Source organism: Bradyrhizobium sp. PSBB068, assembly GCA_016839165.1.
In the GTDB taxonomy this organism is placed as follows: domain Bacteria; phylum Pseudomonadota; class Alphaproteobacteria; order Rhizobiales; family Xanthobacteraceae; genus Bradyrhizobium.
In genome coordinates this window covers 5725619-5751922 of sequence record CP069300.1, presented here as the reverse complement: position 1 = coordinate 5751922, position 26304 = coordinate 5725619, and the positions used below count along the sequence as shown (strand labels likewise).

General features: G+C 66.2%; 21 protein-coding genes. 13 read left to right on the top strand and 8 right to left on the bottom strand.

What is annotated here, in order from left to right; all coding sequences use genetic code 11:
* Positions 1–3 precede the first annotated feature (3 nt).
* The 11 genes from JQ507_26770 (at position 4) to JQ507_26720 (ending at position 13521) form a co-directional block, all read left to right on the top strand.
* Positions 4–777 carry an SDR family oxidoreductase gene (locus tag JQ507_26770; GenBank protein QRI68492.1) on the top strand — a complete coding sequence of 258 codons (774 nt, stop codon included), beginning with the start codon at positions 4–6 and terminating at the stop codon, positions 775–777.
* Positions 778–804: 27 nt separating this feature from the next.
* Entirely contained in the window at positions 805–2457 is a 1653-nt protein-coding gene (locus JQ507_26765) for an FGGY-family carbohydrate kinase (GenBank protein ID QRI68491.1), read from the top strand.
* Between the two features lie 9 nt (positions 2458–2466).
* Entirely contained in the window at positions 2467–3405 is a 939-nt protein-coding gene (locus JQ507_26760) for a carbohydrate kinase (GenBank protein QRI68490.1), read from the top strand.
* Positions 3406–3487: 82 nt separating this feature from the next.
* A complete protein-coding gene (locus tag JQ507_26755) occupies positions 3488–4915 on the top strand; it encodes an amidase (GenBank protein ID QRI68489.1) in 1428 nt (475 codons plus the stop codon).
* A gap of 289 nt (positions 4916–5204) precedes the next feature.
* Positions 5205–6155, top strand: a complete 951-nt coding sequence (locus JQ507_26750) for an ABC transporter permease (GenBank protein ID QRI68488.1) — start codon at positions 5205–5207, stop codon at positions 6153–6155.
* Entirely contained in the window at positions 6152–7048 is an 897-nt protein-coding gene (locus tag JQ507_26745) for an ABC transporter permease (protein QRI68487.1), read from the top strand. The genes JQ507_26750 and JQ507_26745 overlap by 4 nt, the downstream gene beginning before the upstream one ends.
* 2 nt (positions 7049–7050) lie before the next feature.
* Positions 7051–8055: an ABC transporter ATP-binding protein gene (locus JQ507_26740; GenBank protein ID QRI68486.1), complete on the top strand. Its 1005-nt coding sequence runs from the start codon at positions 7051–7053 to the stop codon at positions 8053–8055.
* Complete coding sequence (locus JQ507_26735) at positions 8052–9080, top strand: ATP-binding cassette domain-containing protein (protein ID QRI68485.1); 1029 nt, start codon at positions 8052–8054, stop codon at positions 9078–9080. Before JQ507_26740 ends, JQ507_26735 begins: the two co-directional genes overlap by 4 nt.
* A gap of 173 nt (positions 9081–9253) precedes the next feature.
* Complete coding sequence (locus tag JQ507_26730; protein ID QRI68484.1) at positions 9254–10744, top strand: ABC transporter substrate-binding protein; 1491 nt, start codon at positions 9254–9256, stop codon at positions 10742–10744.
* Positions 10745–11157: 413 nt separating this feature from the next.
* Positions 11158–12867, top strand: a complete 1710-nt coding sequence (locus JQ507_26725; GenBank protein ID QRI68483.1) for a PQQ-binding-like beta-propeller repeat protein — start codon at positions 11158–11160, stop codon at positions 12865–12867.
* A gap of 102 nt (positions 12868–12969) precedes the next feature.
* Positions 12970–13521, top strand: a complete 552-nt coding sequence (locus tag JQ507_26720; protein QRI73527.1) for a c-type cytochrome — start codon at positions 12970–12972, stop codon at positions 13519–13521.
* Positions 13522–13846: 325 nt separating this feature from the next.
* Here the strand turns inward: JQ507_26720 and JQ507_26715 are convergent, their stop codons facing one another.
* Together JQ507_26715 and bla are read right to left on the bottom strand one after the other, a co-directional pair.
* A complete protein-coding gene (locus tag JQ507_26715) occupies positions 13847–14761 on the bottom strand; it encodes an ankyrin repeat domain-containing protein (GenBank protein ID QRI68482.1) in 915 nt (304 codons plus the stop codon).
* 154 nt (positions 14762–14915) lie between these two features.
* Entirely contained in the window at positions 14916–15833 is a 918-nt protein-coding gene (gene bla, locus JQ507_26710; protein ID QRI68481.1) for a class A beta-lactamase, read from the bottom strand.
* Positions 15834–15932: 99 nt separating this feature from the next.
* On the opposite strand from bla, the gene JQ507_26705 reads away from it, so the two are divergent.
* Positions 15933–16901 carry a LysR family transcriptional regulator gene (locus JQ507_26705; GenBank protein ID QRI68480.1) on the top strand — a complete coding sequence of 323 codons (969 nt, stop codon included), beginning with the start codon at positions 15933–15935 and terminating at the stop codon, positions 16899–16901.
* A 187-nt stretch (positions 16902–17088) separates the two neighbouring features.
* Here JQ507_26705 and JQ507_26700 read toward each other — a convergent pair whose 3' ends face one another.
* From JQ507_26700 to JQ507_26675, 6 genes are all read right to left on the bottom strand, one after another.
* Complete coding sequence (locus JQ507_26700; GenBank protein ID QRI68479.1) at positions 17089–18057, bottom strand: dipeptide ABC transporter ATP-binding protein; 969 nt, start codon at positions 18055–18057, stop codon at positions 17089–17091.
* Positions 18054–19034, bottom strand: coding sequence for an ABC transporter ATP-binding protein (locus tag JQ507_26695; protein QRI73526.1), 981 nt, complete (start codon positions 19032–19034; stop codon positions 18054–18056). Before JQ507_26695 ends, JQ507_26700 begins: the two co-directional genes overlap by 4 nt.
* A complete protein-coding gene (locus tag JQ507_26690; protein QRI68478.1) occupies positions 19031–19948 on the bottom strand; it encodes an ABC transporter permease in 918 nt (305 codons plus the stop codon). The genes JQ507_26695 and JQ507_26690 overlap by 4 nt, the downstream gene beginning before the upstream one ends.
* Positions 19914–20870: an ABC transporter permease gene (locus JQ507_26685; GenBank protein QRI68477.1), complete on the bottom strand. Its 957-nt coding sequence runs from the start codon at positions 20868–20870 to the stop codon at positions 19914–19916. The genes JQ507_26690 and JQ507_26685 overlap by 35 nt, the downstream gene beginning before the upstream one ends.
* 276 nt (positions 20871–21146) lie before the next feature.
* On the bottom strand, positions 21147–22937 hold the full coding sequence (locus JQ507_26680) for a peptide ABC transporter substrate-binding protein (protein ID QRI68476.1): 1791 nt from the start codon (positions 22935–22937) through the stop codon (positions 21147–21149).
* Between the two features lie 373 nt (positions 22938–23310).
* On the bottom strand, positions 23311–24729 hold the full coding sequence (locus JQ507_26675; protein QRI68475.1) for an amidohydrolase: 1419 nt from the start codon (positions 24727–24729) through the stop codon (positions 23311–23313).
* Positions 24730–24903: 174 nt separating this feature from the next.
* On the opposite strand from JQ507_26675, the gene JQ507_26670 reads away from it, so the two are divergent.
* Entirely contained in the window at positions 24904–26265 is a 1362-nt protein-coding gene (locus tag JQ507_26670; protein QRI68474.1) for a metallophosphoesterase, read from the top strand.
* The last annotated feature ends 39 nt before the right edge of the window (positions 26266–26304 follow it).

The following is a 26304-nucleotide window of genomic DNA, read 5'->3' as shown; positions in this document are numbered from 1 at the left end:
AAAATGTATCTGGAAAAATTCAAGCTGGGCGGCAAGACCGCCATCATCACCGGCGCCGGGCAGGGCATCGGGCTCGCCTGCGCCGAGGCGCTGGCCGAAGCCGGCGCCAAGGTTGTCATCGGTGATCGCGACGCCAAGGCGGCCCACGACGCGCAGGCGGAGTTGAAGGCCAAGGGCTATGATGCGGATATCGCGCTGATGGACGTGACCGATTCCGGCCGCGTCTCGGCGGTCGCCGACGAGCTGGTGCGCAAGTACGGCAAGGTCGACATCCTGGTCAACAATGCCGGCATCGCCCGCAGCGAGACCCCGGCCGAGACCGTCACCGACGAGCATTGGCTCAACGTCATCGACGTCAATCTGAACGGCACCTTCTGGTGCTGCCGTGCCTTCGGCAATCACATGCTGAAGGCCAAGTCCGGCACCATCGTCAATGTCGGCTCGATGTCCGGCTTCATCGTCAACAAGCCGCAGGAACAGTGCTTCTACAACGCCTCCAAGGCCGCCGTGCACCATTTGACCAAATCGCTCGCGGCCGAATGGGCCGCGCGCGGGGTTCGCGTCAACGCGGTGGCGCCGACCTATATCGAGACGCCGCTGAATGCCTTCGTCAAGAACAGCCCCAGAATGTACGATGCCTGGATCGGCGGAACCCCGATGGCCCGGATGGGGCAGGTCGACGAGATCGCTTCCGTCGTCTTGTTCCTGGCCTCCGAGGCCGCGAGCCTGATGACCGGAAGCATCGTTCTGGTCGATGGCGGCTACACTTGCTGGTAAGCTCGCGCCGAAAATAACGGAGCGGCCATGCGGCAAGCCTATATCGGGGTGGACGTCGGGAGCACCAGCGCCCGGGCGGGGGTATTCGACGAGGCGGGCAAGCTGCTGGGTTCGGCCCGGCATCCGATCCGGGTCTGGCATGAGCCGGGCGATATCGTCGAGCAATCCTCCGACGACATCTGGGCGGCGTGCGTCGCGTCCGTGCGCCATGCGATGCGCGAGGCGGCGGTTGCGGCCGAGCAGGTCAAGGGCATCGGCTTCGATGCGACCTGCTCGCTGGTCGTGCTCAACAAGGCTGGCCGGCCGCTCACCGTCAGCCCGTCCGGCGATTCCGCGCGCAATGTCGTGGTCTGGATGGATCACCGCGCGATGGTTGAGACCGAATTCGTCAACGCGACCGGCGACCGGGTGCTGCGCTATGTCGGCGGCGCCATTTCGCCGGAGATGGAGATCCCGAAAATCCTCTGGCTGAAGCGGTATCTGCCGGCGACCTTCGAGGCCGCCGGGCATTTCTTCGATCTCGCCGACTATCTCTCGTTCCGCGCCACCGGCTCGCTGGCGCGCTCGACCTGCACGGTGACCTGCAAATGGACTTATGTTGCGGGCGAAGGCGGCTGGAGTGAGTCCTTCCTCAAGCGCGTCGGACTGGAGGCGCTCGCGGCCGATCGCTTTGGGCGCATCGGCACCGAGATCGTGCCGCCCGGTTCGCCGCTTGGCCGCGGACTGTCGGCGGATGCGGCGCGCGATCTCGGCCTGCTGCCGGGAACCGCGGTCGGCGCCTCGCTGATCGATGCCCATGCCGGCGGCGTCGGCGCGATCGGCGGCCGCGATGGCTCCGGCGCCGAGGTCGATGTCTGCCAGCGATTGGCCTACATCATGGGGACGTCGGCGTGCATCATGGCAACGACGGTCGATCCCTGCTTTGTGCCTGGCGTCTGGGGCCCGTATTTCGAAGGCATGGTGCCGGGCTTCTGGCTCAACGAAGGCGGGCAGTCGGCGGCCGGCGCCGCGATCGACCATCTGCTGAAGTCGCATCCGGCCCATGCTGAAGTCCAGGCCGCTGCGAAGCGCGACGGCGTCGATGTCATCGAGTATCTCGAGAAGCGCATCCTGACGCGCAGCGGCAATGCCGGTGCGGCTGCGCTGCTCGCGCGCAACGTTCATGTTCTGCCGGAATTCCTCGGCAATCGTTCGCCCTATGCCGATCCCGGCTCGCGCGCGGTGATCGCGGGGCTCGATCTCGACACCGATGTGTCGGCGTTGGAGCGGCTGTTCATCGCCGGCCTTTGCGGACTGGCCTATGGCCTCGCCGACGTCATCGAGGCGCTACAGGCCCATGGCGTCAGCGGCAAGACCATCGTGATCGGCGGCGGCGCCAGCCGCAGCCCGCTGGTGCGCCAGATCATGGCCGACACGACAGGCTATGCGGTGGCGCTGCCGCAGACGCAAGAACCCGTATTGCTGGGCGCCGCGATGCTGGGCGCCGTCGCCAGCGGCGCGCATCATTCGATCAATGCGGCGATGGCGGGCATGTCGGCGCTCGGGCGGCTGAGCGAGCCGACCGCGCCGGAGCTGGCTGATTTCCATCGCCGGAAGCGCGGCGTGCACAAGATGCTGCGGGCGCTCGATCGCGACAGCCGCGAGGCGATGAAGCGGGCGCCCGGCGAGGCGCCGGTTTAAGGTGTTGGCATGCTGCTGAGTTGCGGAGATGCGTTGATCGATTTCCTGCCGTCGCGGACGGCGGATGGGCGCGAGGCCCTGACACCGGCGGTCGGCGGCTCCTGCCTCAACATCGCGATCGGCAGCGCGCGGCTCGATGTGCCCACCGGCTTTGTCGGCGGCATCGCGACCGACACCTTCGGCAAGATGATCGCCGATCACGCCGCAGCTTCGGGCGTCGATCTCAGCCGCGCGACGCGCAGCGACGACCAGGCCACGCTGGCCTTTGCGCGCGTCACCGGCACCGAGACGGAGTACGCCTTCTATGACGCTGACACCGCAGCGCGGAACTGGACCTACCGGCGCGGCGCGATCGCGCTCAACGGGGTCACCTGCGTTCATATCGGCTCAACTACGTTGGTCCATGACAAGGGCGCGGCTGAGACGCTCGCCTTCATCGAGGATATCAGGGCGAACGTGACGATCGCGCTCGACCCGAATTGCCGGCCGAACCTGGTCAAGGACAGGGACGCCTATCGCGCACGCATGCTGGCGTTCTCCGGCAAGGCCGACATCGTGAAAATGTCCGACGTCGACTTCGCCTATCTGTTCGGCGACGAGGCCTATGCCAACAGGGCCGAGGCGCTGCTGTCGGGCGGTGCATCGCTCGTCGTCATCACGCGCGGCAATGACGGCGCCTCCGCCTGGCATCAAAAGGCCGGACCGATCGAGGTCAAGGCGCCGGTGGTGAACGTGGTGGATACGATCGGCGCCGGCGACAGCTTTCAGGCGGCGCTGCTGGCCGCATTGCATCGGCTGGACCGGATCGCGCGGCAGCGGCTCGCCGACATCTCTGCCGCCGAGCTCACGCGCGCGCTGGCCTTTGCCTGCAAATGCGCCGCCTTCACCTGCACCCGCGCGGGCGCTGATCCGCCGCGGAGCCAAGAGCTGCCTGCCGATTATTGGTAAGCCATGCGCCCGAGGTGATGGACTTGCCGCACCGGGCGCGGCACGATGCCGTCATCGAAGACCGATGCGAGCGCGTTCCCGAATGAGCGACGATCTGTGCCTGCTGTCAGCCACTGACCTTCGCGCGCGCATCGCCGCCAGGGACGTGTCTCCGGTCGAGGTCACGGCGGCTGTAATCGCCCGCGCCGAGCGGCTGCAGCCGGAACTGAACTGCTTCATCACGCTGTGCGGCGAGGAGGCGATGGCGCAGGCGAAGGCCGCGGAGCGGCAGCTGATGGCCGACGAGCCGCTCGGTCTGCTGCACGGCATCCCCTTCACCGTGAAGGATATCGTCAGCACCAAGGGCGTGCGCACGACCTTCGGCGCGGTGCCTTACAAGAACAATGTGCCCGACCACGATGCCGTGGCGGTGGCCCGGCTCCATGCGCAGGGCGGAATATTGCTCGGCAAGACCACGACGCCGGAGTTTGGCAGCAAGTGCCTGACCGACTCGCCGCTGTTCGGCCGCACCCGCAACGCGTGGAGTGCCGAGCGCTCCAGCGGCGGCTCCAGCGGCGGCGCCGCGGTGGCGGTCGCGAGCGGCATCGCGCCGCTGGCGGTTGCGACCGACGGTGGCGGCTCGACCCGGATTCCCGCGGCCTGCAACGGCGTGGTCGGGATCAAGCAGAGCAACGGCGTGATCCCGCACAGCCAGGTGCAGGACGCCTTCGGTAACCAGACCTATGTCACGCCGACCACGCGCACCGTGGCGGATACCGCGCTGATGATGCAGGCGATGGCCGGCGAGGATCCGTCCGATCCCTGGTCGATCGGTGTGCCGGTGCCCGACTATCTCGACCATGCCGCGCCGCGCGGCGATCTCAGGGGCAGGCGCGTGCTGTTCTGCCTGTCGCCGCCGGGCCGCCCGGTGACATCAGACGTCGCCGCTGCCTTCAAGGCGAGCCTCGACCGGCTGGCCAGCCTCGGCGCCGAGCTCGAGGAGTTCTCCGGCGATGGCTTTGACATCGAGCCAATCTGGCGCGCCATCAATCACACGGTCTGGCGCACCCGCTTCGACAAGCTCGCGGCCGATCATCCCGATGACCTCAGCCCGACCTTCCTGAAGCAGCTCGCGCGCGCCGCTGATGTGAGCGGCGTCGACTACCAGCAGGCGATGTTCGACCGCACCGCGCTATTCCGCCGCGTGCAGTCGCTGCTCGCGCGCGGCGACCTCCTGGCGATGCCGACCCTGACCCGCACGGCACTGCCGATCGATCAGGATCTGTTCGGCACCATCGAGATCGACGGCCGGAGCTTCGACAGCGTGCGGCCGCACTGGTTTCCCTGGACCATGCTGTTCAACATGACCGGGCATCCCGCGATCAGCATCCCCGCAGGTTTCGGCCGCGATGGCCTGCCGATCGGCCTGCATCTGGCCGGCCGCTTCCGGGCCGACGCGGAACTGTTGCGCGTCGCGGCGCTGTTCGAAGCGGCGAGCGATCTGCTCGGGCGCTGGCCGGCCTTGCCCTGACGGTCCGAACTGCGCGATGCTTGCATTCGGCTGCGAACTTGTTGAAACGTGACCGTGAACATCAGGGGTGATGAAGGTTGATTGAATCGGTTCGACCGCGGGCTCGGTCTACCTCTCCCCAGCGGGGAGAGGTCGATTTGCGCAGCAAATCGGGTGAGGGGGTGCTGCTCCAACGAGAGACCGCAACCCCTCACCCGGCGCTACGCGCCGACCTCTCCCAAGGGAGAGGTGAACCGCCGTTGCGGTACCGGCTTGGCACAGCCACACCCTGCACGTGTTGCTGGCGGGCATGAGCGTATTCTTTCTGCGGCGGATCCTGACCCTGCTGGCGACGCTGGTCGCGGCCTCGCTGATCATTTTCCTGGTGCTCGACGCGCTGCCCGGCAATGCCGCCCAGATGCTGATGGGCGCCGATGCCTCGCCCGATGCGGTGCGCGCGCTCACCGTCAAGCTCGGCCTCGATCAGCCGCTCACCATACGCTACCTGCTCTGGCTCAAGGGCATGGCGGTCGGCGACCTCGGCAACAGCTACGTCTATGGCACGCCGGTGGCCGGACTGATCGCGGAGCGGCTGGTGCTGACCATCCCGCTCGCGATCATGTCGATGCTGATCACCGTGGTGCTGGCGCTCGCCGCCGGCATCTACACTGCGGCAAATCACAACAAGCTCGGCGATGTCGGCGTGATGTCGCTGACCCAAATCGGCATCGCGCTGCCGAATTTCTGGTTCGCGATCCTCCTGATCCTGCTGTTCTCGGTGAAGCTGCAACTGTTGTCCGCCGGCGGCTTTGCCGGCTGGGATGACGGCATCTGGCCGGGAATCCGCTCGCTGTTGCTGCCGTCGATCTCGCTCGCGGTGGTGCAGGCCGCGATCCTCGCCCGCGTCACCCGCTCGGCCGTGCTGGAGGTGCTGCGCGAGGACTTTGTCCGCACCGCGCGCGCGAAAGGGCTCGGCAGGCGCGAGGTGCTGTGGCGCCATGTGCTGCGCAACGCCATGATCCCGGTGATGACCGTCATGGGCCTGCAATTCGCCAATCTGCTGGCCGGCACCATCGTGATCGAGAACGTGTTCTATCTGCCGGGCCTGGGACGGCTGATCTTCCAGTCGATCGCCAATCGCGACCTGATCGTGGTGCGCAATTGCGTGATGCTGCTGGCCGCGATGGTCGTGATCGTCAATTTCGTGGTCGATGTGCTCTATGCCTTCATCGACCCGCGCATCAAGGTCGCCAACCTGTGAGCACGCCGCTGACCGCAGCCGCCGGCACCGCGGCAATCGCACCGGGCGCGCGGCCTGTGACCGGCTTCTGGCGCCGCGCGCTGCGCCATCGCAGCTTCGTGCTCGGGGCGGTGCTCAGCCTGTTCGTGCTCGGCGCCGCGCTGCTGTCGCTGCTCTGGACGCCGTGGTCGGCTACCGACATCGATGTCGCGTCGAAACTGCAGCCGCCGACGGCGGCGCACTGGCTCGGCACCGACGTGCTCGGCCGCGACATCGTCTCGCTGCTGCTGGTCGGCGCGCGCTCCACCATCATGGTCGGCGTCATTGCGGTGGGGATCGGCCTGAGCTTCGGCGTTGGCCTCGGCCTGGTCGCCGCCGCGCGCAAGGGCTGGACCGAGGAGCTCATCATGCGGATGAGCGACTTCACTTTCGCTTTCCCAGCGGTGCTGTCGGCGATCATGCTCGCCGCGGTCGCCGGCCCCGGCATGGTGACGTCGATCACCGCGATCGGCATCTTCCAGATCCCGACCTTCGTCCGCGTCACCCGCGGCTCGGCCAATGCGATCTGGGCCCGTGAATTCGTGCTGGCCGCGCGCGCCGCGGGCAAGGGCTCATTCCGCATCACGATCGAGCATGTGCTGCCGAACATCCTCTCGATCCTGATCGTGCAGGCGACGATCCAGTTCGCGCTCGCGATCCTCGCCGAGGCCGCACTGTCCTATCTCGGGCTCGGCACCCAGCCGCCGCAGCCGTCCTGGGGGCGCATGCTCAACGATGCGCAGACCCTGCTGTTCCAGTCGCCGATGCTCGCGGTCTATCCGGGCGCCGCGATCGCGATCGCGGTGCTCGGGCTCAATCTGCTCGGCGACGGCCTGCGCGATCTGCTCGATCCCCGTCTGGCGCAGGAGCGGTGAGCATGGCCAAGGAAGACGCGCCGCTGATCGAAGTGAAGGACCTTGGCGTCAGGCTCAACACCAGCCGCGGCCCGGCGCAGGCGGTGCGCGGCGTCAGCTTTGCGCTTCGCCGCGGCGAGACGCTCGGCCTGGTCGGCGAATCCGGTTGCGGCAAGTCGGTCACGGCGCTGGCCCTGATGGGGCTGTTGCCGGACAGCGCCGTGATCAGCGGCAGCATTCGGCTCGAAGGCGCGGAGCTGGTCGGGCTGCCTGATGCGGCCTATTGCAGGCTGCGCGGCAACCGCATCAGCATGATCTTCCAGGAGCCGATGACCGCGCTCAATCCGATGCACACGATCGGGCACCAGGTCGCCGAGCCCTTGCTGCGCCACACCGGCGTCTCGGCGGCGCAGGCGCGGCAGGAGGCCATCGCCTTGCTCGATCGTGTCGGGCTGCCCGATGCGGCGAAGCGCGTCGATGCCTATCCGCACCAATTCTCAGGCGGCCAGCGCCAGCGCATCACGATCGCGATGGCGCTGGCCTGCCAGCCCGACGTCCTGATCGCCGACGAGCCGACCACCGCGCTCGACGTCACCATCCAGGGCCAGATCCTCGATCTGATCGCCGGCCTCGTGGCGGAGCGCGGCATGTCGATGATCCTGATCTCGCACGATCTCGGCGTGATCGCCGAGAATGTCGAGCGCATGATGGTGATGTATGGCGGCACCGTCGTCGAAAGCGGCGAGACCAATGCCGTGTTCACGCGGATGGGTCATCCCTACACCCAGGGCCTGTTCCGCGCCCGCCCGCGGCTCGGCGCGCGCAAGGGGACGCGGCTCAAGACCATCGCCGGCACGGTGCCGGAGCTGGCCGACCTGCCCGCGGGCTGCACCTTTGCCGATCGCTGCACGATCGCCGAGGCGCGCTGCCGCGCGGCGCTGCCGGTCGTGGTCGATGTCGGCGCCGCGCATGGCGTGCGTTGCATCAGGACCGACGTCTCGATGGCTGCTGGGAGCGTCGGCGCATGACGATGCCGGACCAGCCTTCACCCGGAACGCCGCTGCTCGCGGTGAAGGACCTCGCGCAGCGCTACACGCTGCCGCGCGATAGCCTGTTCAAGCCGGCGGCGCAGGTGCACGCGCTCAACGGCGTGACGGCGCAGGTCATGCCGGGCAGGAGCCTCGGCGTGGTCGGCGAATCCGGTTCGGGCAAATCGACCTTTGCGCGGCTGGTGATGGCGCTGGAGCGGCCGTCGGCGGGCACGGTCTCGCTGCTCGGCCGCGACCTCAACCGGATCCCGCCGGATGAATTGCGCCGCGCCCGCCGGGATTTCCAGATGGTGTTCCAGGATCCCTATGGTTCGCTCGATCCGCGGCAGACCATCGCGCGCATCGTCGCCGAGCCGCTGACCGCGCTCGGCCGCATCGATCGCGGGACCTTGCGCGACCGCGTCGCCACGGTGCTGCGGCAGGTGGGCCTGCGCGATGCCGACATGGACAAGTTTCCGCACGAATTCTCCGGTGGCCAGCGCCAGCGCATCGCGATCGCGCGCGCGCTGATCACCCAGCCGAAGCTGATCGTCGCCGACGAGCCGGTCTCGGCGCTCGACGTCTCGGTGCAGGCGCAGGTGCTCAATCTGATGCAGGACCTGCAGGACGAGTTCGGCCTGAGCTACATCCTGATCAGCCATGACCTCGCGGTGGTCGATCTCATCTGCGACGAGATCGCGGTGATGTATCTCGGGCGGATCGTCGAGCAGGGGCGGCCCGCCGATCTGTTCGCGCACTCTGCCCATCCCTATACGCGTGCGCTGCTCGATGCGGTTCCGCGGGCGCGCGCCGGGGGCGTCCGGCGGCGCCGCGGCGCGCAGCCGGTCGGCTCGCAGGCCTCGGCCGCGGTCGGATGCCCCTACGCGCCGCGCTGTCCGCTGGCCGACCAGCATTGTCGCGCGACCGCGCCTGCGCTACGCAATGTCGGAGACGCCCATCTGGCGGCCTGCCATCACACTGATGCCGTGATGGCGCTGCCGCCGGTGGTCGCCGAGGCCGGTTAGTCTTTTGTGAAGGGTTAGCCTAACGCTTGATGAGATTAGGTTGATCTGGAGCAGCAGTGGGAATTCACCTCTCCCCGCTGGGGAGAGGTGAACGAACCTTGCGAGTCTAACTGACTCGACCAAAACTCATCATGCTCTAGGCTGACAAGAGCATACGTCCGGGGAGCAGACCAATGTTGAGGAAATTGTGCGTCATCGCGGCGGCTGCCGCACTCGTTGCCGCGCCGCTGCCGAGCCTCGCGCAGGGCAAGAAGGACAGCGTCGTGATGGGCATGACGCTGGAGCCGCCGGGGCTGGATCCCACCAACGCGGCAGCGGCGGCGATTGCCGAAGTCACGCTCTATAACGTCTATGAGACCCTGACCAAGATCAACGAGGACGGCTCGGTGTCGCCGCTGCTCGCCGAGAGCTGGCAGGCCTCGCCCGATCTCAAGACCTATACTTTCAAGCTCCGCAAGGGCATCAAATTCCATAATGGCGAGCCGTTCGATTCCGCCGCGGTGAAGTTCTCGTTCGACCGCGCCGCGGCGCCGACCTCGACCAACAAGGACAAGAGCCTGTACCAGGCCTTCGCATCGGTGACGGCGCCTGATCCGGAGACCGTCGTCGTCGCATTGAAATATTCCGAGCCGAACCTGCCGTTCCTGCTCGGCCAGGCGACGGGCTCGATCGTCGAGCCGAAGAGCGCGCCGACCGATGCGACGCAGCCGGTCGGCACCGGCCCCTACACGCTCGGCAGCTGGGCCAAGGGTTCGTCGATCACGCTGGTGAAATGGCCTGACTATCGCAACGCCGCGGCGATCAAGCTCGCCAAGGTGACGATCCGTTTCATCGGCGATCCCGCAGCCCAGGTCGCGGCGCTGCTGTCGGGCGACGTCGACGCCTTTCCGCGGGTTGCGGCGGCGCGCAGCCTGGCGCAATTCAAGGCCGATCCGCGCTTCAATGTGCTGATCGGCGGCTCGCGAACAAAAACCATCGTCGGTATCAACGAGCGCAAGAAGCCGCTCGACGACGTCAGGGTTCGCCGCGCCATCCTGGCTGCGATCGATCGCAAGGCGATGATCGGCGGCGCGGTCGACGGCTTCGGCACGCCGATCGGCAGCTTCTATACGCCAGGCTCGCTCGGCTATGTCGATACCACCGGCATCAACCCCTACGATCCGGAGTTGGCCAGGAAGCTGTTGGCCGAGGCCGGCGTCAAGACGCCGCTCGAGCTCAGCCTCAGGCTGCCGCCACCGTCCTACGCTCGGCAGGGCGGCGAAATCCTCGCAGCCCAGCTCGCCAAGGTCGGCATTATTGCCAAGATCGAGAACGTGGAATGGGCGCAGTGGCTGTCCCAGGTCTTCACCGGGCCGCACAATTACGACCTCACCATCGTCGCGCATGTCGAGCCGTTCGACCTCGTGAAGCTCACCGAGCCGGATTACTATCTCGGCTACAAGTCCGAGGCGTTCAACGCGCTTTACCAGCAGATCATGGCGACGCCGGATCAGGCCGTCCGGGCCAAGCTGCTCGGCGACGCCCAGCGCATGCTGGCGACCGATGCCGTGGCCGGCTTCCTGTTCCAGCCGCAACTGATCACGATCGCCAGCAAGAAGCTGAAGGGCGTGTGGAAGGAAGCCCCGCAGTTCGAGAATGATTTCTCGGCCTGGTCCTGGGAGTAGGCGCGCGCCGGCGGAGATCGATGGCCTCAGCCGGCGCGGCTTCTCGCGCGATGGCGCCGCTTGACGCCTAGTCTCATTTTGCGTGCTGCGCTTGCGAAGGCGTCGGCGTCGAGCGATGCGCGCAGGCGCCGCAAGTCATCGATATCGCTCGGCTTGATGCCTGCCCGGCAGCATAGCGTTTCGCTGGCGCGAACGCGGCCTGTTCCGGCTTCGCATTGAGCGCATCGATTGTCTTTGTGAAGGACAGCGCTAACATGGAACCGTCCATCGATACCTGTCGTTGTCATTTTGATTATCTATTGCAGCGCAACCGGATCACGCGACGATGTGCGCTTGCTAGGGCGGCCAGGCCTCGAAGGGGAAGTAGCAAACACCATCCCTAATATTCCAACCAAGAAATACCGGGGGAAAATATGCATCTGAAAGGGCTTGCGGCATTCGCCGCAGCGGTCGGCGTTGGCCTGTTGTCCGGCGCGGCGATCGGACAGGAAGTCAAGCAGGAGAAACAGTCGGTCGCCGGCAACGCCAATGTCTCGCCGGTGACCCAGGAGCAGCTCAACGCAGCCGACAAGAACGCGAAAGACTTCCTGCTGACCAACGGCAATTACGCCCAGACCCGGTTTTATCCGGGCAAGCAGATCAGCCGCGACAATGTGAAGAACCTGCACGTCGCCTGGATCTTCCAGACCGACGTCAAGGAGTCGCTCGAGACGTCGCCGATCGTCGTCGACGGCGTGATGTATGTCACGACGTCGTTCAGCCATGTCTATGCGCTCGACGCCAAGACCGGCCAGCAGCTCTGGCACTATGCCCACAAGATGGGCCCGATCACGGTCTATTGCTGCGGTCCCAACAATCGCGGCGTCCAGGTGCTCGGCGACCGGGTCTATCTGGCAACGCTGGATTCCAAGCTGATGGCGCTCAATGCCAAGACCGGCGAGGTGGTGTGGACCACCAACATCGCCGATCCCGAGCTCGGCTACAGCGAGACGATGGCGCCGACCGTGGTCAAGGACAAGGTCCTGATCGGCACCAATGGCGGCGAATACGGCATCCGCGGCTTCGTGCGCGCCTATGACGCCAAGACCGGCAAGCAGCTCTGGAATTTCAATACCATTCCGGAGAACTCGGTCGGCGTCTGGGCGACCAAGGACGCCACCGGCCGCGACATGCATCGCAACATCCAGGCTGAGAAGGACATGCTCGCCAAGATCGGCGATCCCTATGCCAAGCTCGGCGGCGGTGTGTGGCAGAATCCGTCGGTCGATCTCGCGACCAACCGGATCTACTTCGTGGTCGGCAACCCGTCGCCCGACCTCGACGGCTCCAACCGGCCCGGCGACAACCTCTACACCAACTCGCTGGTGTCGCTCGATCTCGACACCGGCAAGTATGTCTGCCACTTCCAGTACATCGCCCATGACGTGTGGGACCTCGACGCGGTCAGCCCGACGGTGCTGGTCAATGTCAAGGACAAGGACGGCAAGACCATTCCCGGCGTCATCCATGCCGGCAAGACCGGGCACATCTATGTGCACGATCGCAAGGACTGTAGCCTGATCCGCTTCTCCGAGGCGATGGTGCCGCAGGAGAACATGTGGGTGCTGCCGACCAAGGAAGGCGCGCGCATGCTGCCCGGCGCCAATGGCGGCGTCGAATGGTCGCCGATCGCGACCGATCCGGGACAGGAGCTGGCCTACGCCATCAACCTGCACCAGCCGATGACCTACCATGTCGAGAGCTCGGCCTATCCGAACGGCAAGCTGTGGCTCGGCGGCGCCTTCAAGGTGATCCCGAGCGAGAAGCAGTCGGGTAACATCACGGCGGTGAACTACAACACCGGCAAGATCAAGTGGCAGGTCAAGACGCCGGAGCCGATGATCGGCGGCATCCTCGCCACGGCCGGCGGCCTGGTGTTCACCGGCGAAGGCAACGGCAAGTTCGCGGCGTACAACTCCTCGAACGGCAAGGAGCTGTGGAGCTTCCGCGCCGGCGCGGGCGTCAATGCGCCGCCGTCGAGCTACGTGATCGGCGGCAAGCAATATGTCGTGGTCGGCGCTGGCGGCAACACCCAGCTCGACTACAAGCGCGGCAACAACATCATCGCTTTCACGCTCGACTGAGCCGGGGCGGGATGCATAATCAACGTCTAAATATTGACGGCGAGGCGGGACCCGGTCGGTCCCGCCTCTCTTTGTTCGGATGAGCCCATGTTCGGTAAGCTAGTGATGTGCTGTGCCGTGCTGCTGCTGATGGCAGCCCAGGCGCGCGCGGAGACGATCGAGGACAAGGTCGCAGTCTGCGCCGGCTGCCACGGCGAGGCCGGCAAGCCGGTCGACAAGACCATTCCGACGATCTGGGGCCAGCAGGCCGGCTATCTCTATATCCAGCTGCGCGACTTCAAGCGCGGCGATCGCAAGAGCGAGATCATGCAGCCGATCGCGGCGCAATTCGAGCGCGACGACATGCTGGCGATCGCGGAATACCTCTCGCAGAAGCCGTGGCCCGACCTCGGCCAGCCGCGCGCGGCCAAGGACGTCGCGGCGAAGGCGCAAAGTGCCAGCGCATCGGTCGGCTGTCCGGCCTGCCATCTCGATCGCTTCCAGGGCGACGGCACGGTGCCGCGGCTCGCCGGAATGGGACGGGACTACCTCGCCAAGACCATCGCCGACTTCCGCACCCGCGCACGCGGCAACAATCCCGGCATGTCCGACCTGATGCTGGCAACCTCGCCCGACGACCTCGCGGCGCTGGTGGAGTATCTCGCGGGGCTGTAAGCGGTACGAAGGTCGCGCGGCGTTCCGGTTGCATCTCCCCGGCTTGCGGGCAGGCCAATAGCATATGGCAAAAAAACTTCGTCGTCCCGGACAAGCGCAGCGAAGCGGAGCGCAGATCCGGGACGCATAACCACAGGATTTGGTTTGGCGAAGACTCGTGGTCGTTTGCCCGCGCCGCAACCGCTCCCTGGGGTTGGGTCCCGGCTCCGTGCGCAAGCGCGCACTCGGCCGGGACGACACCGAGATTTTCATATGCGATTGCCTTGCTGCAAGCGGGAGAGGGGGCGCACTGCCTTCAGGATGCTGATATCCGGCCGCTTATGTCTCAACGCGGCGTCAGCTCCGCGCGCAGCGCCGACAGGATGGTGAGATCGGCGGCGTGCTTGCCGGCCTTGTCGGCCAGCGCGGCATCGGCGCCGTGAGCCAGCAGCGCTTTCGCGATCGCGGGATGATTGCCTTCGGCGGCGATCATCAGCGCCGTGCGTCCGCGCGCATCGCGCTCGTCGACCCTGGCGCCCGCGTCCAGGAGATACGAGACCACCTCGAGCGCCTGCGCTTCCGCCACGGCCTCGTCAGGCCCGGCGGCCCACATCAGCAGCGTCAGATCATTGGCGTAGCGGGCGTTGACGTCGATATCGAGCGCAAGCAACTGCTTGACGATGCCGAGCTGACCGCCGGCCGCCGCATAGACCACCGGCGGCTTGCCGGTGTCGTCGGCCTTGCGGCCGTCGGCGCCGTGTGCCAGCAGCATGCGCACCACCATGTCCCTGCCGGCATAGGCCGCCGCCGCGACCGGGGAGGCGCCGCTGCGCCCGGCGAGATTGACGTCGGCGCCGTGGTCGATCAGCCGCTGCACGATCGCGGCGTGGCCGCGCTCGGCGGCGAAGTAGAGCGCGGTCGAACCCGCGAGGTTGCGGGCATCGACCGGCGCGCCGCGCGCCAGCAGCAGGTCGACCATGTCGAGATGGCCGGAGCGGGCCGCGTGGCTCAGCGGCCTTGCGCCCAGTCGGTCCCGCGCGTCCACCGAGGCGCCGCCGTCGAGCAGTGTGGTGGCAAGGTTGATGCAGTCGGCATTGGCGGCAGCGAACAGCGCCAGCGAGATTTCGACCGCGCTGAGCTGGGCCTTGTCGGTCTCGTATTTGCGGGTCTGCTCGCGGCACCGGGCCGGATCGGCCGCAGCAAAGCCGGCGTGGATGTGGCCGACGACAAACAGCACGGCGAGGGCGATGCGGCGATACAAGACGTGTCCTCCGTATAGCCCTGCTGAGCGCAGCGCCATTGGGATCGAACGTCGCATGATCCTCGGTTGCTGCCAAGCCGCGCAGCGATGCCAAGCCGCGCAGCGATGTTGTGCCGCGCAGCGATGTTGTACTGCGCGGTGGTGCTCTGCCGCGCTAGCCGCTCTGCCCGGCGCTCGCATTCGCGACGGCGCGCGCGACATTGGCGATCACCTCGTTGCACTTGTCCATGGGCGCGCTGGCTCCGGTCAGGTAGACCGTCACCACGATCGGCTTGCGGCCGGGCGGCCAGAACACGCCGATGTCGTTGTAAGTACCGCGCTCGCCGGTGCCGGTCTTGTCGCCGACCCGCCAGTCGCGCGGCACGCCGGCGCGCAGCCTCGCGTCGCCGGTCTTGTTGGCGACCATCCAGTCCACCAGCTTCTGGCGCGAGGCGGCCTGCAGGACATCGCCGAGCACGACGCGCTGCAGATTCTTCAGCATCGCGACCGGGCTCGTGGTGTCGCGCGGATCGCCGGGTACGGCCTCGTTCAGTTCCACCTCCCAGCGGTCGAGCCGGCTGACATTGTCGCCAATGGTGCGGAAGAAGCTGGTCAAGCCGGCAGGCCCGCCGATCTCGCGCAGCAGCAGGTTGGCCGCGGTATTGTCGCTGAGCGTGATCGCAGCCTCGCAGAGTTCGGCCAGCGTCATGCCCGACCCGACGTGTTGCTTGGCGACGGGCGCGTAGGCCAAGATATCCTTGGCCTCGACCTGCATCCGTTGATCAAGGCTGGATTCGCCGCGATCGACCCGGTGCAGCACGGCGGCCGACAGCATCGCCTTGAAGGTGCTGCACATCGGGAACCGCTCGTCACCGCGCCGGTTCGCGCGCAATCCCGTCTCCATGTCGAGCGCGGCGACGCCGAGCCGGCCGCTGGTCGCCAGCTCGATGCGTGCAAACTCCTCCTGCAGCCGTTGCGCCGGCGCGCCCGGTGCCGCCGCTGCACTCTGTCCCGCCGCTGCACTTTGCCGCAGCAGGGTCCAGGAGGCCGCAAGGCCCAGTGCGCGCAATCCCAATGTCCGTCTCGTCAGCATGTCCCGTCTCCGTTGGCGGCGCGAACCTGCCGAACGGCGTGACGGCGCACAAACGATCATTTATACAACGAGGCATGAGAAAAACTTGGTCATGACGCCATGCGCCGGCACCTCCCACTGAACGCTTTGCGCGCCTTCGAGGCCTCGGCGCGGCTGTTGAGCTTCACCCGCGCGGGGATGGAGCTGCGCGTGACGCAGACCGCGATCAGCCATCAGGTCAAGCAGTTGGAGGATCTGCTCGGCGCGAGCCTGTTCCGCCGCCTGCCGCGCGGGCTGGTGCTCACCGACGAGGGGCTGGCGCTGCTGCCGGTGCTGTCGGACACGTTCGACCGGATCGGCGCTGCGATCGACCGCATCGAGGCCAAGGGCACGCGCGAGGTCGTCACCGTCGGCTGCGTCACGACGTTCGCGACCGGATGGCTGCTGCAACGGATCGACCGCTTCAAGCGCGCACATCCCTATATCGACCTGCGCCTGCTCACCAACAACAACCGCGTCGACATCGCGGGCGACGGGCTCGATCTCGCGCTGCGCTTCGGCGACGGCTCGTGGCACGGCACCGAGGCGATCCACCTGCTGTCGGCGCCGCTGTCGCCGGTATGCTGTCCCGATGCGGCGGCGCGGCTGCGCAAGCCGTCGGATCTCGCGCAGGAATTTTTGCTGCGCTCCTACCGCGCCGAGGAATGGCCGTTGTGGTTTGCAGTCGCCGGTGCGCCGTGCCCGAAGATCCAGGGGCCGATCTTCGACAGCTCGGTCGGCATGGCCGAGGCCGCCGCGCGCGGCGTCGGCGTCGGGCTGGTGCCGATCGCGATGTTTGAAAACGAGCTGGCGTCCGGCCGGCTCAAGCGGCCGTTCGCGGCCGAGGTCCCGGCAGGGTCGTACTGGCTGACCTGGCTGAAGTCGCGCGTGGTGACGCCCGGCATGCGCGCCTTCCGCGACTGGCTGCTCGATACGCTGCGAGCGGAAGTGGATGAGAGCGAGAACGGTGCATCGGCTCCGCGGCCAAAGGCGAGGGGCAAGGCAAAGCGCAAGCCGGTAAAGCCCGCATCGAAGAAGCGCCGTCGCTAGCGGACGAGGCGCAAGCTGCCCGGGCCAGCGGTGCTGATACAATTTTCGGAATATTAGAAATCTATCCCTGATTTGCCCGACGTGTCAAGCCGCCCGGTCGGACGCCGGCAGCGGCCACTCCTTTGCATGGGGTTGTTTTCGATATTTTTGTCCCGCGCAAGCCGAGCAAGTCGAAGCCGCCTGACGCCTAAGCCAGATGGCACGCCACAAAGTGCCCATTGCTGCCTTCGCGCAATTCCGGCGCCTCCTGGCGGCAGCGCTCTTCGGCGATCGGGCAGCGGGTGTGGAAGTGGCAGCCCTTCGGCGGGTTCATCGGGCTCGGCACGTCGCCCTTCAGGCGGATGCGGTCGCGCTTCGCCTTGGGATCGGCCACCGGCACCGCCGAGAGCAGCGCCTTGGTATAGGGATGCTGCGGGTTGCGGTAGAGGTCGCTGGCCTTGGCGAGCTCGACGATGCGGCCGAGATACATCACCGCGACGCGGTCCGAGATGTGCTCGACGACGGAGAGATCGTGGGCCACGAACAGATAGGTCAGGTTCAGCTCGGCCTGCAGGTCCTCGAGCAGGTTGATGACCTGGGCCTGGATCGAGACGTCGAGCGCCGAGACCGGCTCGTCGCACACGATCAGCTTCGGCTCCAGGGTCAGCGCGCGGGCGATCGCGATGCGCTGGCGCTGGCCGCCGGAGAATTCATGCGGGTAGCGCTGCATGTGCTCGGCCTTCAGTCCGACCTTGACCAGGAGGCTTGCGACGCGGTCCTCGCGTTCGCTGGCTGACGTGACGAGGTTATGGATGATGAAGGGCTCGCCGAGGATCGCGCCGACGGTCATGCGCGGATTGAGCGAGGCGAACGGGTCCTGGAATACGAGCTGCATGTTGCGCCGCATGGCGCGCAGGTCGCCGCCGCCCAAACCCGTCACGCTCTGGCCGTCGAACACGATCTCGCCCGAGGTCGGCTCGATCAGCCGCAGCACGCAGCGGCCGGTGGTCGACTTGCCGCAGCCGGATTCGCCGACCAGTCCCAGCGTCTCGCCGCGGTCGACAGCAAACGACACGCCGTCGACCGCATAGACCTGGCCGACCTCGCGCGACAGCAGGCCGCCGAGCACCGGAAAGTGCTTCTTCAGATTGGATACGCGCAGCAGCGGTTCGCTCATGACGCGTCTCCGAGGTGGCAGGCCATGCGATGGCCGGGCGCGATCTCGCGCAGGCGCGGCTCCTGTTCGGTGCAGATGCTCATGGCGTGCTTGCAGCGGGGCGCAAACCGGCAGCCGGGCGGCGGGTTGATCAGGATCGGCACCGAGCCGCCGATCGCCTCCAGCCGCGTCTTGTGCTCGGCGTCGAGGTCGATGCGCGGGATCGAGCGGATCAGGCCCTGGGTGTAGGGGTGACGCGGATCGCCGAACAGCTCCTCGACCGGCGCTTCCTCAACCACCTTGCCGGCATACATCACGACGACGCGCTGCGCGGTCTCCGCGACCACGCCCATGGCGTGGGTGATCAGCATCACCGCCATGCCGAAGCGCTCCTTCATGTCCTGCAGCAGGTCGAGGATCTGCGCCTGGATGGTGACGTCGAGCGCGGTGGTCGGTTCGTCGGCAATGACGAGCTTGGGCCGGCAGGCCAGCGCCATCGCGATCATCACGCGCTGGCGCATGCCGCCGGAGAACTGGTGCGGATAGTGATGCACGCGGCCCGCGGCATTGGGGATCTGCACCAGCTTCAGCATCTCGATGGTGCGCTCGAGCGCCTGCTTCCTGGTCACCGCCTCATGGCGGCGCAGGCTCTCGGCGATCTGCTCGCCGATCGTCAGCACCGGATTGAGCGAGGTCATCGGCTCCTGGAAGATGAAGCCGATCTCCTTGGCCCTGATGTCGTCGAGCTCGTGGCTGGTCAGCGGCACCAGGTCGCGGCCCTCGAACATGATCTCGCCTTCGACGATCTTGCCCGGCGGCATCGCGATCAGTTTCAGGATCGACATCGCGGTGACGGTCTTGCCGCAGCCGGATTCGCCGACCACGCAGAGCGTTTCGCCACGGTTGATCGAGATGTCGACGCCGTCGACCGCCTGCAACACGCCGGCGTCGGTGTTGAAATGGGTTTTCAGGCCCTTGATGTCGAGCAGCGCCATCAGATCACCTTGCGGGCGTCGAGCGCATCGCGCAGCCCGTCACCGATGAAGTTGATGGCGACCACCGCGATGAAGATCGCGCCGCCCGGAAACAGCGCCCAATGCGGGCCGATGTCGAGAAAATCCTTGGCGTCATAGAGGATGCGGCCCCAGGTCGGAGTGTCAGGCGGAAAGCCGAGGCCGAGAAACGACAGCGTCGATTCGGCAATGATCGCGGCGGCGACGTCGATCGTGCCGGCGATGATCACGGGTCCGAGCGCATTTGGCAGGATGTGGCGCACCACCTGGCGCACCGGGCTTGCGCCGAGTGCACGCGCGGCCTCGACGAACTCCTTCTCGCGCAGCGAGAGAAACTGGGCACGCACCAGGCGGGCGACCGGCATCCAGCGCAAGCCGCCGATCACAAGCACGATCAGGATGAAGATGCCGCCCTCCGGGCCGAACATCGCCTTGAGCCCGTCGCGGAACAAATAGATCAGCATCAGGAGCAGCGGCAGCTGCGGCAGCGACAGGAACAGGTCGGTCAGCCACATCAGCGCATAGCCGAGCGCGCCGCGCGACATGCCGGCGAGCGCGCCGATCAGCGTGCCGACGAACACCGAGACCAGCATCGCGGCGAGGCCGACCGCGAGCGAGATGCGTCCGCCATAGATCATGCGGGCGAGCAGGTCCTGGCCGAGATCGTCGGTGCCGAACGGATGCGCCAGCGAGGGCCCTTGCAGGCCCGCCACCACGTCGATGTCGCTGATCGAGACGCGCCAGACGAACGGACCGACCACCACGGCCGCGATCAGCAGCAGCAGCAGCGCGGCGCTGATCACGGCCGGCCTGTGCCGGCGGTAGCGCCGCCAGGTTTCGCGCCAGGGCGAATAGCCGCGCCGTTCAGCGGAAGGAGATGCGAGGGTCAAGCCAGCCATAGAGGACATCTGCGATCAGGTTGAACAGCACCACGAGACACGCGAAGACGAAGGTCACGGCCATCACGACCGGCGTATCGTTGGCGAGGATGGATGAAATCAGCAATGAGCCGATGCCGGGAATCCGGAAGATCTGCTCGGTGACGATGGCGCCACCGAACACCGCGGGCATCTGCAGCGCGATCAGCGTGACGACCGGGATCATCGCGTTGCGCATCACATGCTTGACGATCACCTTGGCCTGCCCGAGGCCCTTGGCGCGCGCCGTGGTGACATAGTCGAGCCGGATCACGTCGAGCATCGCCGAGCGCACGAAGCGGGTCATCGAGGCCGCCTGGAACAGGCCGAGCACCATCACCGGCATGATGGCCTGCCGGATCATCTCCAGCACCCAGGGGATGCCGCTCCCCGGCACGCTGGTGTAGACGAAGGGCAGCCAGTCCAGCTTCACCGAGAACACCAGGATGAACAGGATGCCGGTAAAGAAGGTGGGCAGCGAGAAGCCGATGAAGGCGAAGGTGTTGGCGAGCTGGTCGAACAGCGAATAGGGCCGCGTGGCGGCATAGACGCCGACCGGGATCGCGATCAGGAGCGCCAGCAGCTGCGACGAGCCGACCACGTAAAGCGTGGTCGGCAGCCGCTGCAGGATCAGCGTGTCGACATCGACCCTGCTGACGAACGAGAAGCCCCAATCGCCGTGGGCCATTGCCACGATCCAGTGCAGGTAGCGCAGATAGATCGGGTCATCGAGGCCGAACTTGGCACGCAGCGCGGCCTGCACCTCGGGCGGCACGTTCGGATTGGTCGCGAGCTCGCTGAATGGATCGCCCGGCGCGAGCGCCAGCACGACGAACAGGACGACCGAAATCCCGAGCAGGCTCGGGATCGCGATCATCAGGCGGCGCAGGATGTATTGACTCATGAACGGATCATCTGACTTACGCTTGCACCTTGAGCAGGTTGATTTCGCTGTCCAGTCGATAGGCGAGCTTTACCTCGCCCCGCGCGGGGAGAGGTCGGAATTCAAGCCAACGGGTCGGCGCGAAGCGCCGCCCGATGACAGGCTCCGCTTGAATTCCGGGTGAGGGGACTCTCCGCGAACTCACCTCTCAACGCAGTTGCGAATAAAGCCCCTCACTCCAGCCCTCTCCCCCCAAGAACGGGGAGAGGGAGGAGCACATCTCGAGCCCCCAGCGGCTCAGCTTTCACGATACCAGTCTTGCAGATTGTCGGTCTGGTTGGCCCAGCCCGAGAGCGCGGGCCGCAGCGTGTTGGAGGAGGCTTCGACCGCGAGCCGATGCATCACGGGGATCATCACATTGTCCTGCCACATCAGGTCATTGCCCTTGATGTAGAGGTCGGCCCGCTTGATCGGATCGGTCTCGGTATCGGCCGCATCGATCGCGGCATCGAATTCCTTGTTGGCCCAGCGCGGGAAGTTCGGCCCCTGCCACTTGTTCTCCTTGGTGGCGACGTTGCGCGAATGATAGCGGCGCATGTGCAAGGCGGGATCGGGCTGCGTCATCGGGATCTGGAACATCTCGATGTCGGCGTAGAAATGGGCGTAGGTGTCGGGATTGGCGACGTCGGAGGAGAAGAACACCGAGGCCACCACCGATTTCAGCTCGACGTCGATGCCGGCCTTCTGGCAGGCCTGCTTGACGATCGCCTGGGTCTTCTGCCGCGGACCGTTGATCGAGGTTTGGTACAACAGCTTGAGTTTCTTGCCGTCCTTCTCGCGGATGCCGTCGGAGCCTGCCTTCCAGCCGGCCTGATCGAGCAGCGCGGCTGCCTTCTCGATCGAGAACTCCCATTTGGTGTTCTTGGAGACGAACTCCTCGGGGCCGTTGAGATAATTCGCCGTGGCGCGGCCGGCACGGCCGTAGATCGCCTTCTTGATGGATTCGCGGTCGACCAGGAGCGCCAGCGCCTGGCGCACGCGCGGGTCGGAGAGGATCGGATGCTTGGTCTTGATCGACGAGCGCTCGCCGTCGATTTCGGTGTTCGGATCGGTGAAGTTGATCGCAATGAACTCGATGTCGCCGCCGACCGCGAACAGCGCCTTGCCCTTGCCGCCCTTTTCCAGGCGCTGCAGAACCTCGTCTTCGACCTGGATGTTCCAGGCGAAATCATATTCGCCGGTCTGGATCACCGCGCGCGCCGCGGAGACGGCATCGCCGCCTCCCTTCATCTCGATCGTGTCGAAGAATGGACGGTTGGCCATGTGGTAGTCGGGGTTGAGCTCGCCACGGATCAGATCGCCCGGTTTGAACTCGACGAATTTGTAGGGGCCGGTACCGACGGGTTTCAGATTGTTGGGCGCCTCGCGGGACTTGCCGCCCTTGTAGTCCGCGAACAGATGCTTCGGAATGATGCTGCCATAGCCCCCGACAAAGGCATTGGCCCAGAACGGTGTCGGCTTCTTGAAGTTGATGCGGATCGTGAGGTCGTCGATCTTCTCGACGGTCAGGCCGCTGTAGGTTTCAATCGATACCGCCGCGGTCGCGGGGTCGCTGGCATATTCCCACGTGAAGACGACGTCGTCGGCGCTGAGCGGCTTTCCGTCATGCCATTTGACGCCGGGCTTGAGTTTCCAGGTCACCGATTTGGCGTCGGCGGAGAGTCCGCCATTCTGGATCGAGGGGATCTCGGCGGCGAGGATCGGGTTGAGATGGCCGTCGACGTCCCAGCTTGCCAGCGGTTCGTAGAAGATGCGCGAGCCGTCCTGGTCCTTGGTGCCGGTGGCGAAATGCGGGTTGAGCAGGGTCGGCCCCTGCCACCACAACAACTTGAGCGGACCGCCGCCGCCGCGCTTGGTCGGCTTGTAGGGGTTGGGGCTCTGCGCCATCGCGACGCCGCCGAGGCTGAGGATCTGGTTCGCCATCGGCGCGGTAAGGCCGACGGCAATCATTCGCTTGACGAAAGCCCGGCGGTCCAGCCGTCCGTCCTTCACGTCGTCGATCATGCCTCGCAGATTATTGTCGAACATAGTCCCCTCGGTCAGGCTCACGTGTGATTGCGGCGGGCCTTGGAAGCGGCCGCCGTTCTGGCGGCAGATGGCACACCGAATGACCGCCAAGGTCAACGTCCGGTGTGACCTCACTCATAGATCTTTTGGCTACGACTTGTGCAGAACCGCTCCGTGCCGCACATCGTTTCGGCATTTCGGCGCCAAAACTACGCTTATCCGCAGCTCGCAGCTGCGGAAAATTTGTTCGTTATTCTTTGTTCCGAGATGCTTTTTTGCCACAAGCGAACGTTCGCAAGCGTAGCGGCTGCCGGTTCGCGCCAACAAGCCGCGTTAACGTGGCTTTGGCCGGACCTTGCAGAAAGATGCAGGTCCGGCTCGCAAACCTGGCTCGTCAGGCGACCGACATGTCCAACGGCGGTGCAACATGCGCCGGCAGCGGACTGACATAGGGCGTTCGCGTGGTCCGCTTCTTGAGATCGGCCTTGGCGGCGGCAATCAGTTCCGGCTCCAGCAGCGCCTTGACGCCGAGACCGGCCATCGCCTTGGCCGCCTGCACCATCGCCTTGTGCGCGGCCGGGGTCTTGCCCTGCGCCACCACCTGCCAGGTGTGGAACGGGGTGCCGATTGCAACCGTCGGTGCATGGACCTGCACCGTCGGCACCACCCAGCTGACGTCGCCGACATCGGTCGAGCCGATCAGCGGATTGCGTTTGGCGTCGATCGGCACCAGGAAATCGGCGAGCGGCCGGTCGGTCGGCTCCATGCCGATGGCGTAGTAGACCGAGGCGATGTCCTTGTCGGTCAGCGTCGCACGAATCTTGCCGGCGAACTCCTTGTCGGCATCGTCGAAATGCGGCGGGCCGAGATCCTCCATGATCCGGTGCAGCGTCTGTTCCAGCGGGGTGTTGGGCAGGATGTTGGAGACCGCGGAGATGATCTTCATCTCGACCTTGGTCTCGGTCATCAGGGCGGCGCCCTGCGCGATCTTGTGCACACGCTCCACCAGCTCGTTCATGCCGGGGAGGTCGCGGGCGCGGATCGAATAGCGGACCCGGGCATGGGCCTGCACCACATTGGGGGCAATGCCGCCGGTGTCGAGCAGCGCGTAATGCACGCGGGCATCGCTCGGCATGTGCTCACGCATGTAGTTGACGCCGACATTCATCAGTTCCACCGCATCGAGCGCGCTGCGGCCGAGATGCGGCGAGGCTGCGGCATGCGAGGTGCGCCCGGTGAAGATGAAATCGGCACGGGTGTTGGCGAGCGACGGCGTCACCGCGACTTCCCAGAAACTGTGCGGATGCCAGGTGATGGCGATGTCGGCGTCCTCGAACGCGCCACAGCGCACCATGAAGGCCTTTGCGGCGCCGCCTTCCTCGGCGGGACAGCCGTAATAGCGCACCCGGCCCGGCACCTTGTTGGCGGCAAGCCAGTCCTTCACCGCGGTCGCGGCGAGCAGCGCGGAGGAGCCGAGCAGATTGTGGCCGCAGCCATGGCCGTGGCCGCCGGTCTCGACCGGACGATGCTCGGCGACGCCGGCCTCTTGGCTGAGGCCGGGCAGGGCGTCATATTCGCCGAGGAAGGCGATCACCGGGCCGCCCTCACCCCATTCGCCCATCACCGCGGTTGGAATGTCGGCGAGGTTCTCGGTGATGCGGAAACCCTGGTGGCGCAGTTCGGCCAGATGTTCGGCGGAGGAGCGCGCCTCGGTGTAGCAGACCTCGGGCATCGCCCAGACCCGGTCGCTCAATTCGATGAAACGCGGCTTGATCGTGTCGACGCCGCGCCAAACATCACTACGGTTGTCCATTTGCTCCGATCCTCGAGTAAGGCAATCTGAAGCGCAAAAGGCTAGCAGCTTGGCGCGCCGCCGCCTAGCACACGGCGGCAAACCAGCTTTTCCGAAAGTCACGTCTTGGTGTGGTTTGCTCCCGATCATGGCATGATCGTCGCATGACGCGCTCCCTCCCGATACGGTCCAGCCATGCAAGATGCAATTCCGTCACTGTTGCCGAGAACTTCGGGCCACCAGTTCGTGATCTATGCCGACGCCTGCTCCGGCGTTCCCGGCGCGCTGCATGAGCGCACTTTCGCATCGGTCAACGATGTGGTCCGCCGGCTGCATCCGCAGCCCGAATTCATCCTTTTCCCCGGCGACGAGATCATCGGCCTCACCGCCGATGCGGATGCGCTGCGCGCGCAATGGCGGTACTGGCTCGATATCGAAATGGGCTGGCTGGACCGGCGCGCGGTGCCGCTGTGGCACACGACCGGCAACCACACCACCTATGACGCGATGAGCGAGGCGGTGTTCCGCGAGACGCTGAAGCTGCCGCGCAATGGTCCGCCCGGCCAGGAGGGGCTGTCCTACTGGGTCCGCCGCGACGATCTCGTGATGGTGTTCGTGCACACGCTGTGGAGCGGGCTCGGCGGCGAGGGGCATGTCGAGACCGGCTGGCTGGAAACGGTCCTCCAGCAGCACAAGGACGCGAGATACAAACTGGTGCTGGGTCACCATCCCGTCTACCCAATCAATGGCTACAGCGGCAGCTATCAGCGCGAGATCGGCCACGAATACAGTGCGCACTTCTGGGATATCCTGGTGCGCGCCGGCGTGACCGCCTATCTCTGCAGCCACATCCTCGCATTCGACGTCCAGGTCCATCGCGGTGTGCTGCAGATCTGCACAGCGGGTGCGGGCACCGCGCACCGGATGCCCGAAGGCGTCGAGTACCTGCATTGCGTGCAGGCGGCGCTCGATCAGGACGGTCTCCGCTATCAGGTGCTCGACACCGAAGGTGTCGTGCGCGAGCAATTCGCATGGCCGCTGCCATCGCTCGACCGGGCCGCGTGGTCGCCATTGCCGCACGGGGTCAGCGCTGCGCCGCTGTCGGGGATGCCGGCGCCCGGAACGGTCGTCGCCCTCAAATTGTCGGGCCGCAGCGCCGCGGCATGCGCCGCGCCGCAAACGCTGCTCTGCACGCCGGTGCCGGACATGATCGCGCCGCTCTGGCTCGGCCTGCGCGGGCCGAACCAGACCCTCACCTTGATCCTCGGACGTGAGCAAGGGCGTAGTCCGCACTACTGGGTCGGTCCGGATCTCGGCGGTGAGCGGGATTTCGATCTCGACATCGCCTTCTATCCGGACATGGGACCGGGCGGCGTGCTGTGGCGATGGCGTGGTGACATCAACTGGACGTCGTGCGCGGCGATCTCGGCGACCGGGCTCGAGCGGTTCTCGTGGCCCGCGCTCTGGAGCGTCGGGTGCGGACAGCATGGACCGGACGACAGGCGCTATGCCGGGCCGCGGCTCGAGATCGCTGCGACCGTTCTCGCGCTGTCATGAGGCCAAGGCGACGGTGGATCGCTCCGGCGGACGAACGGA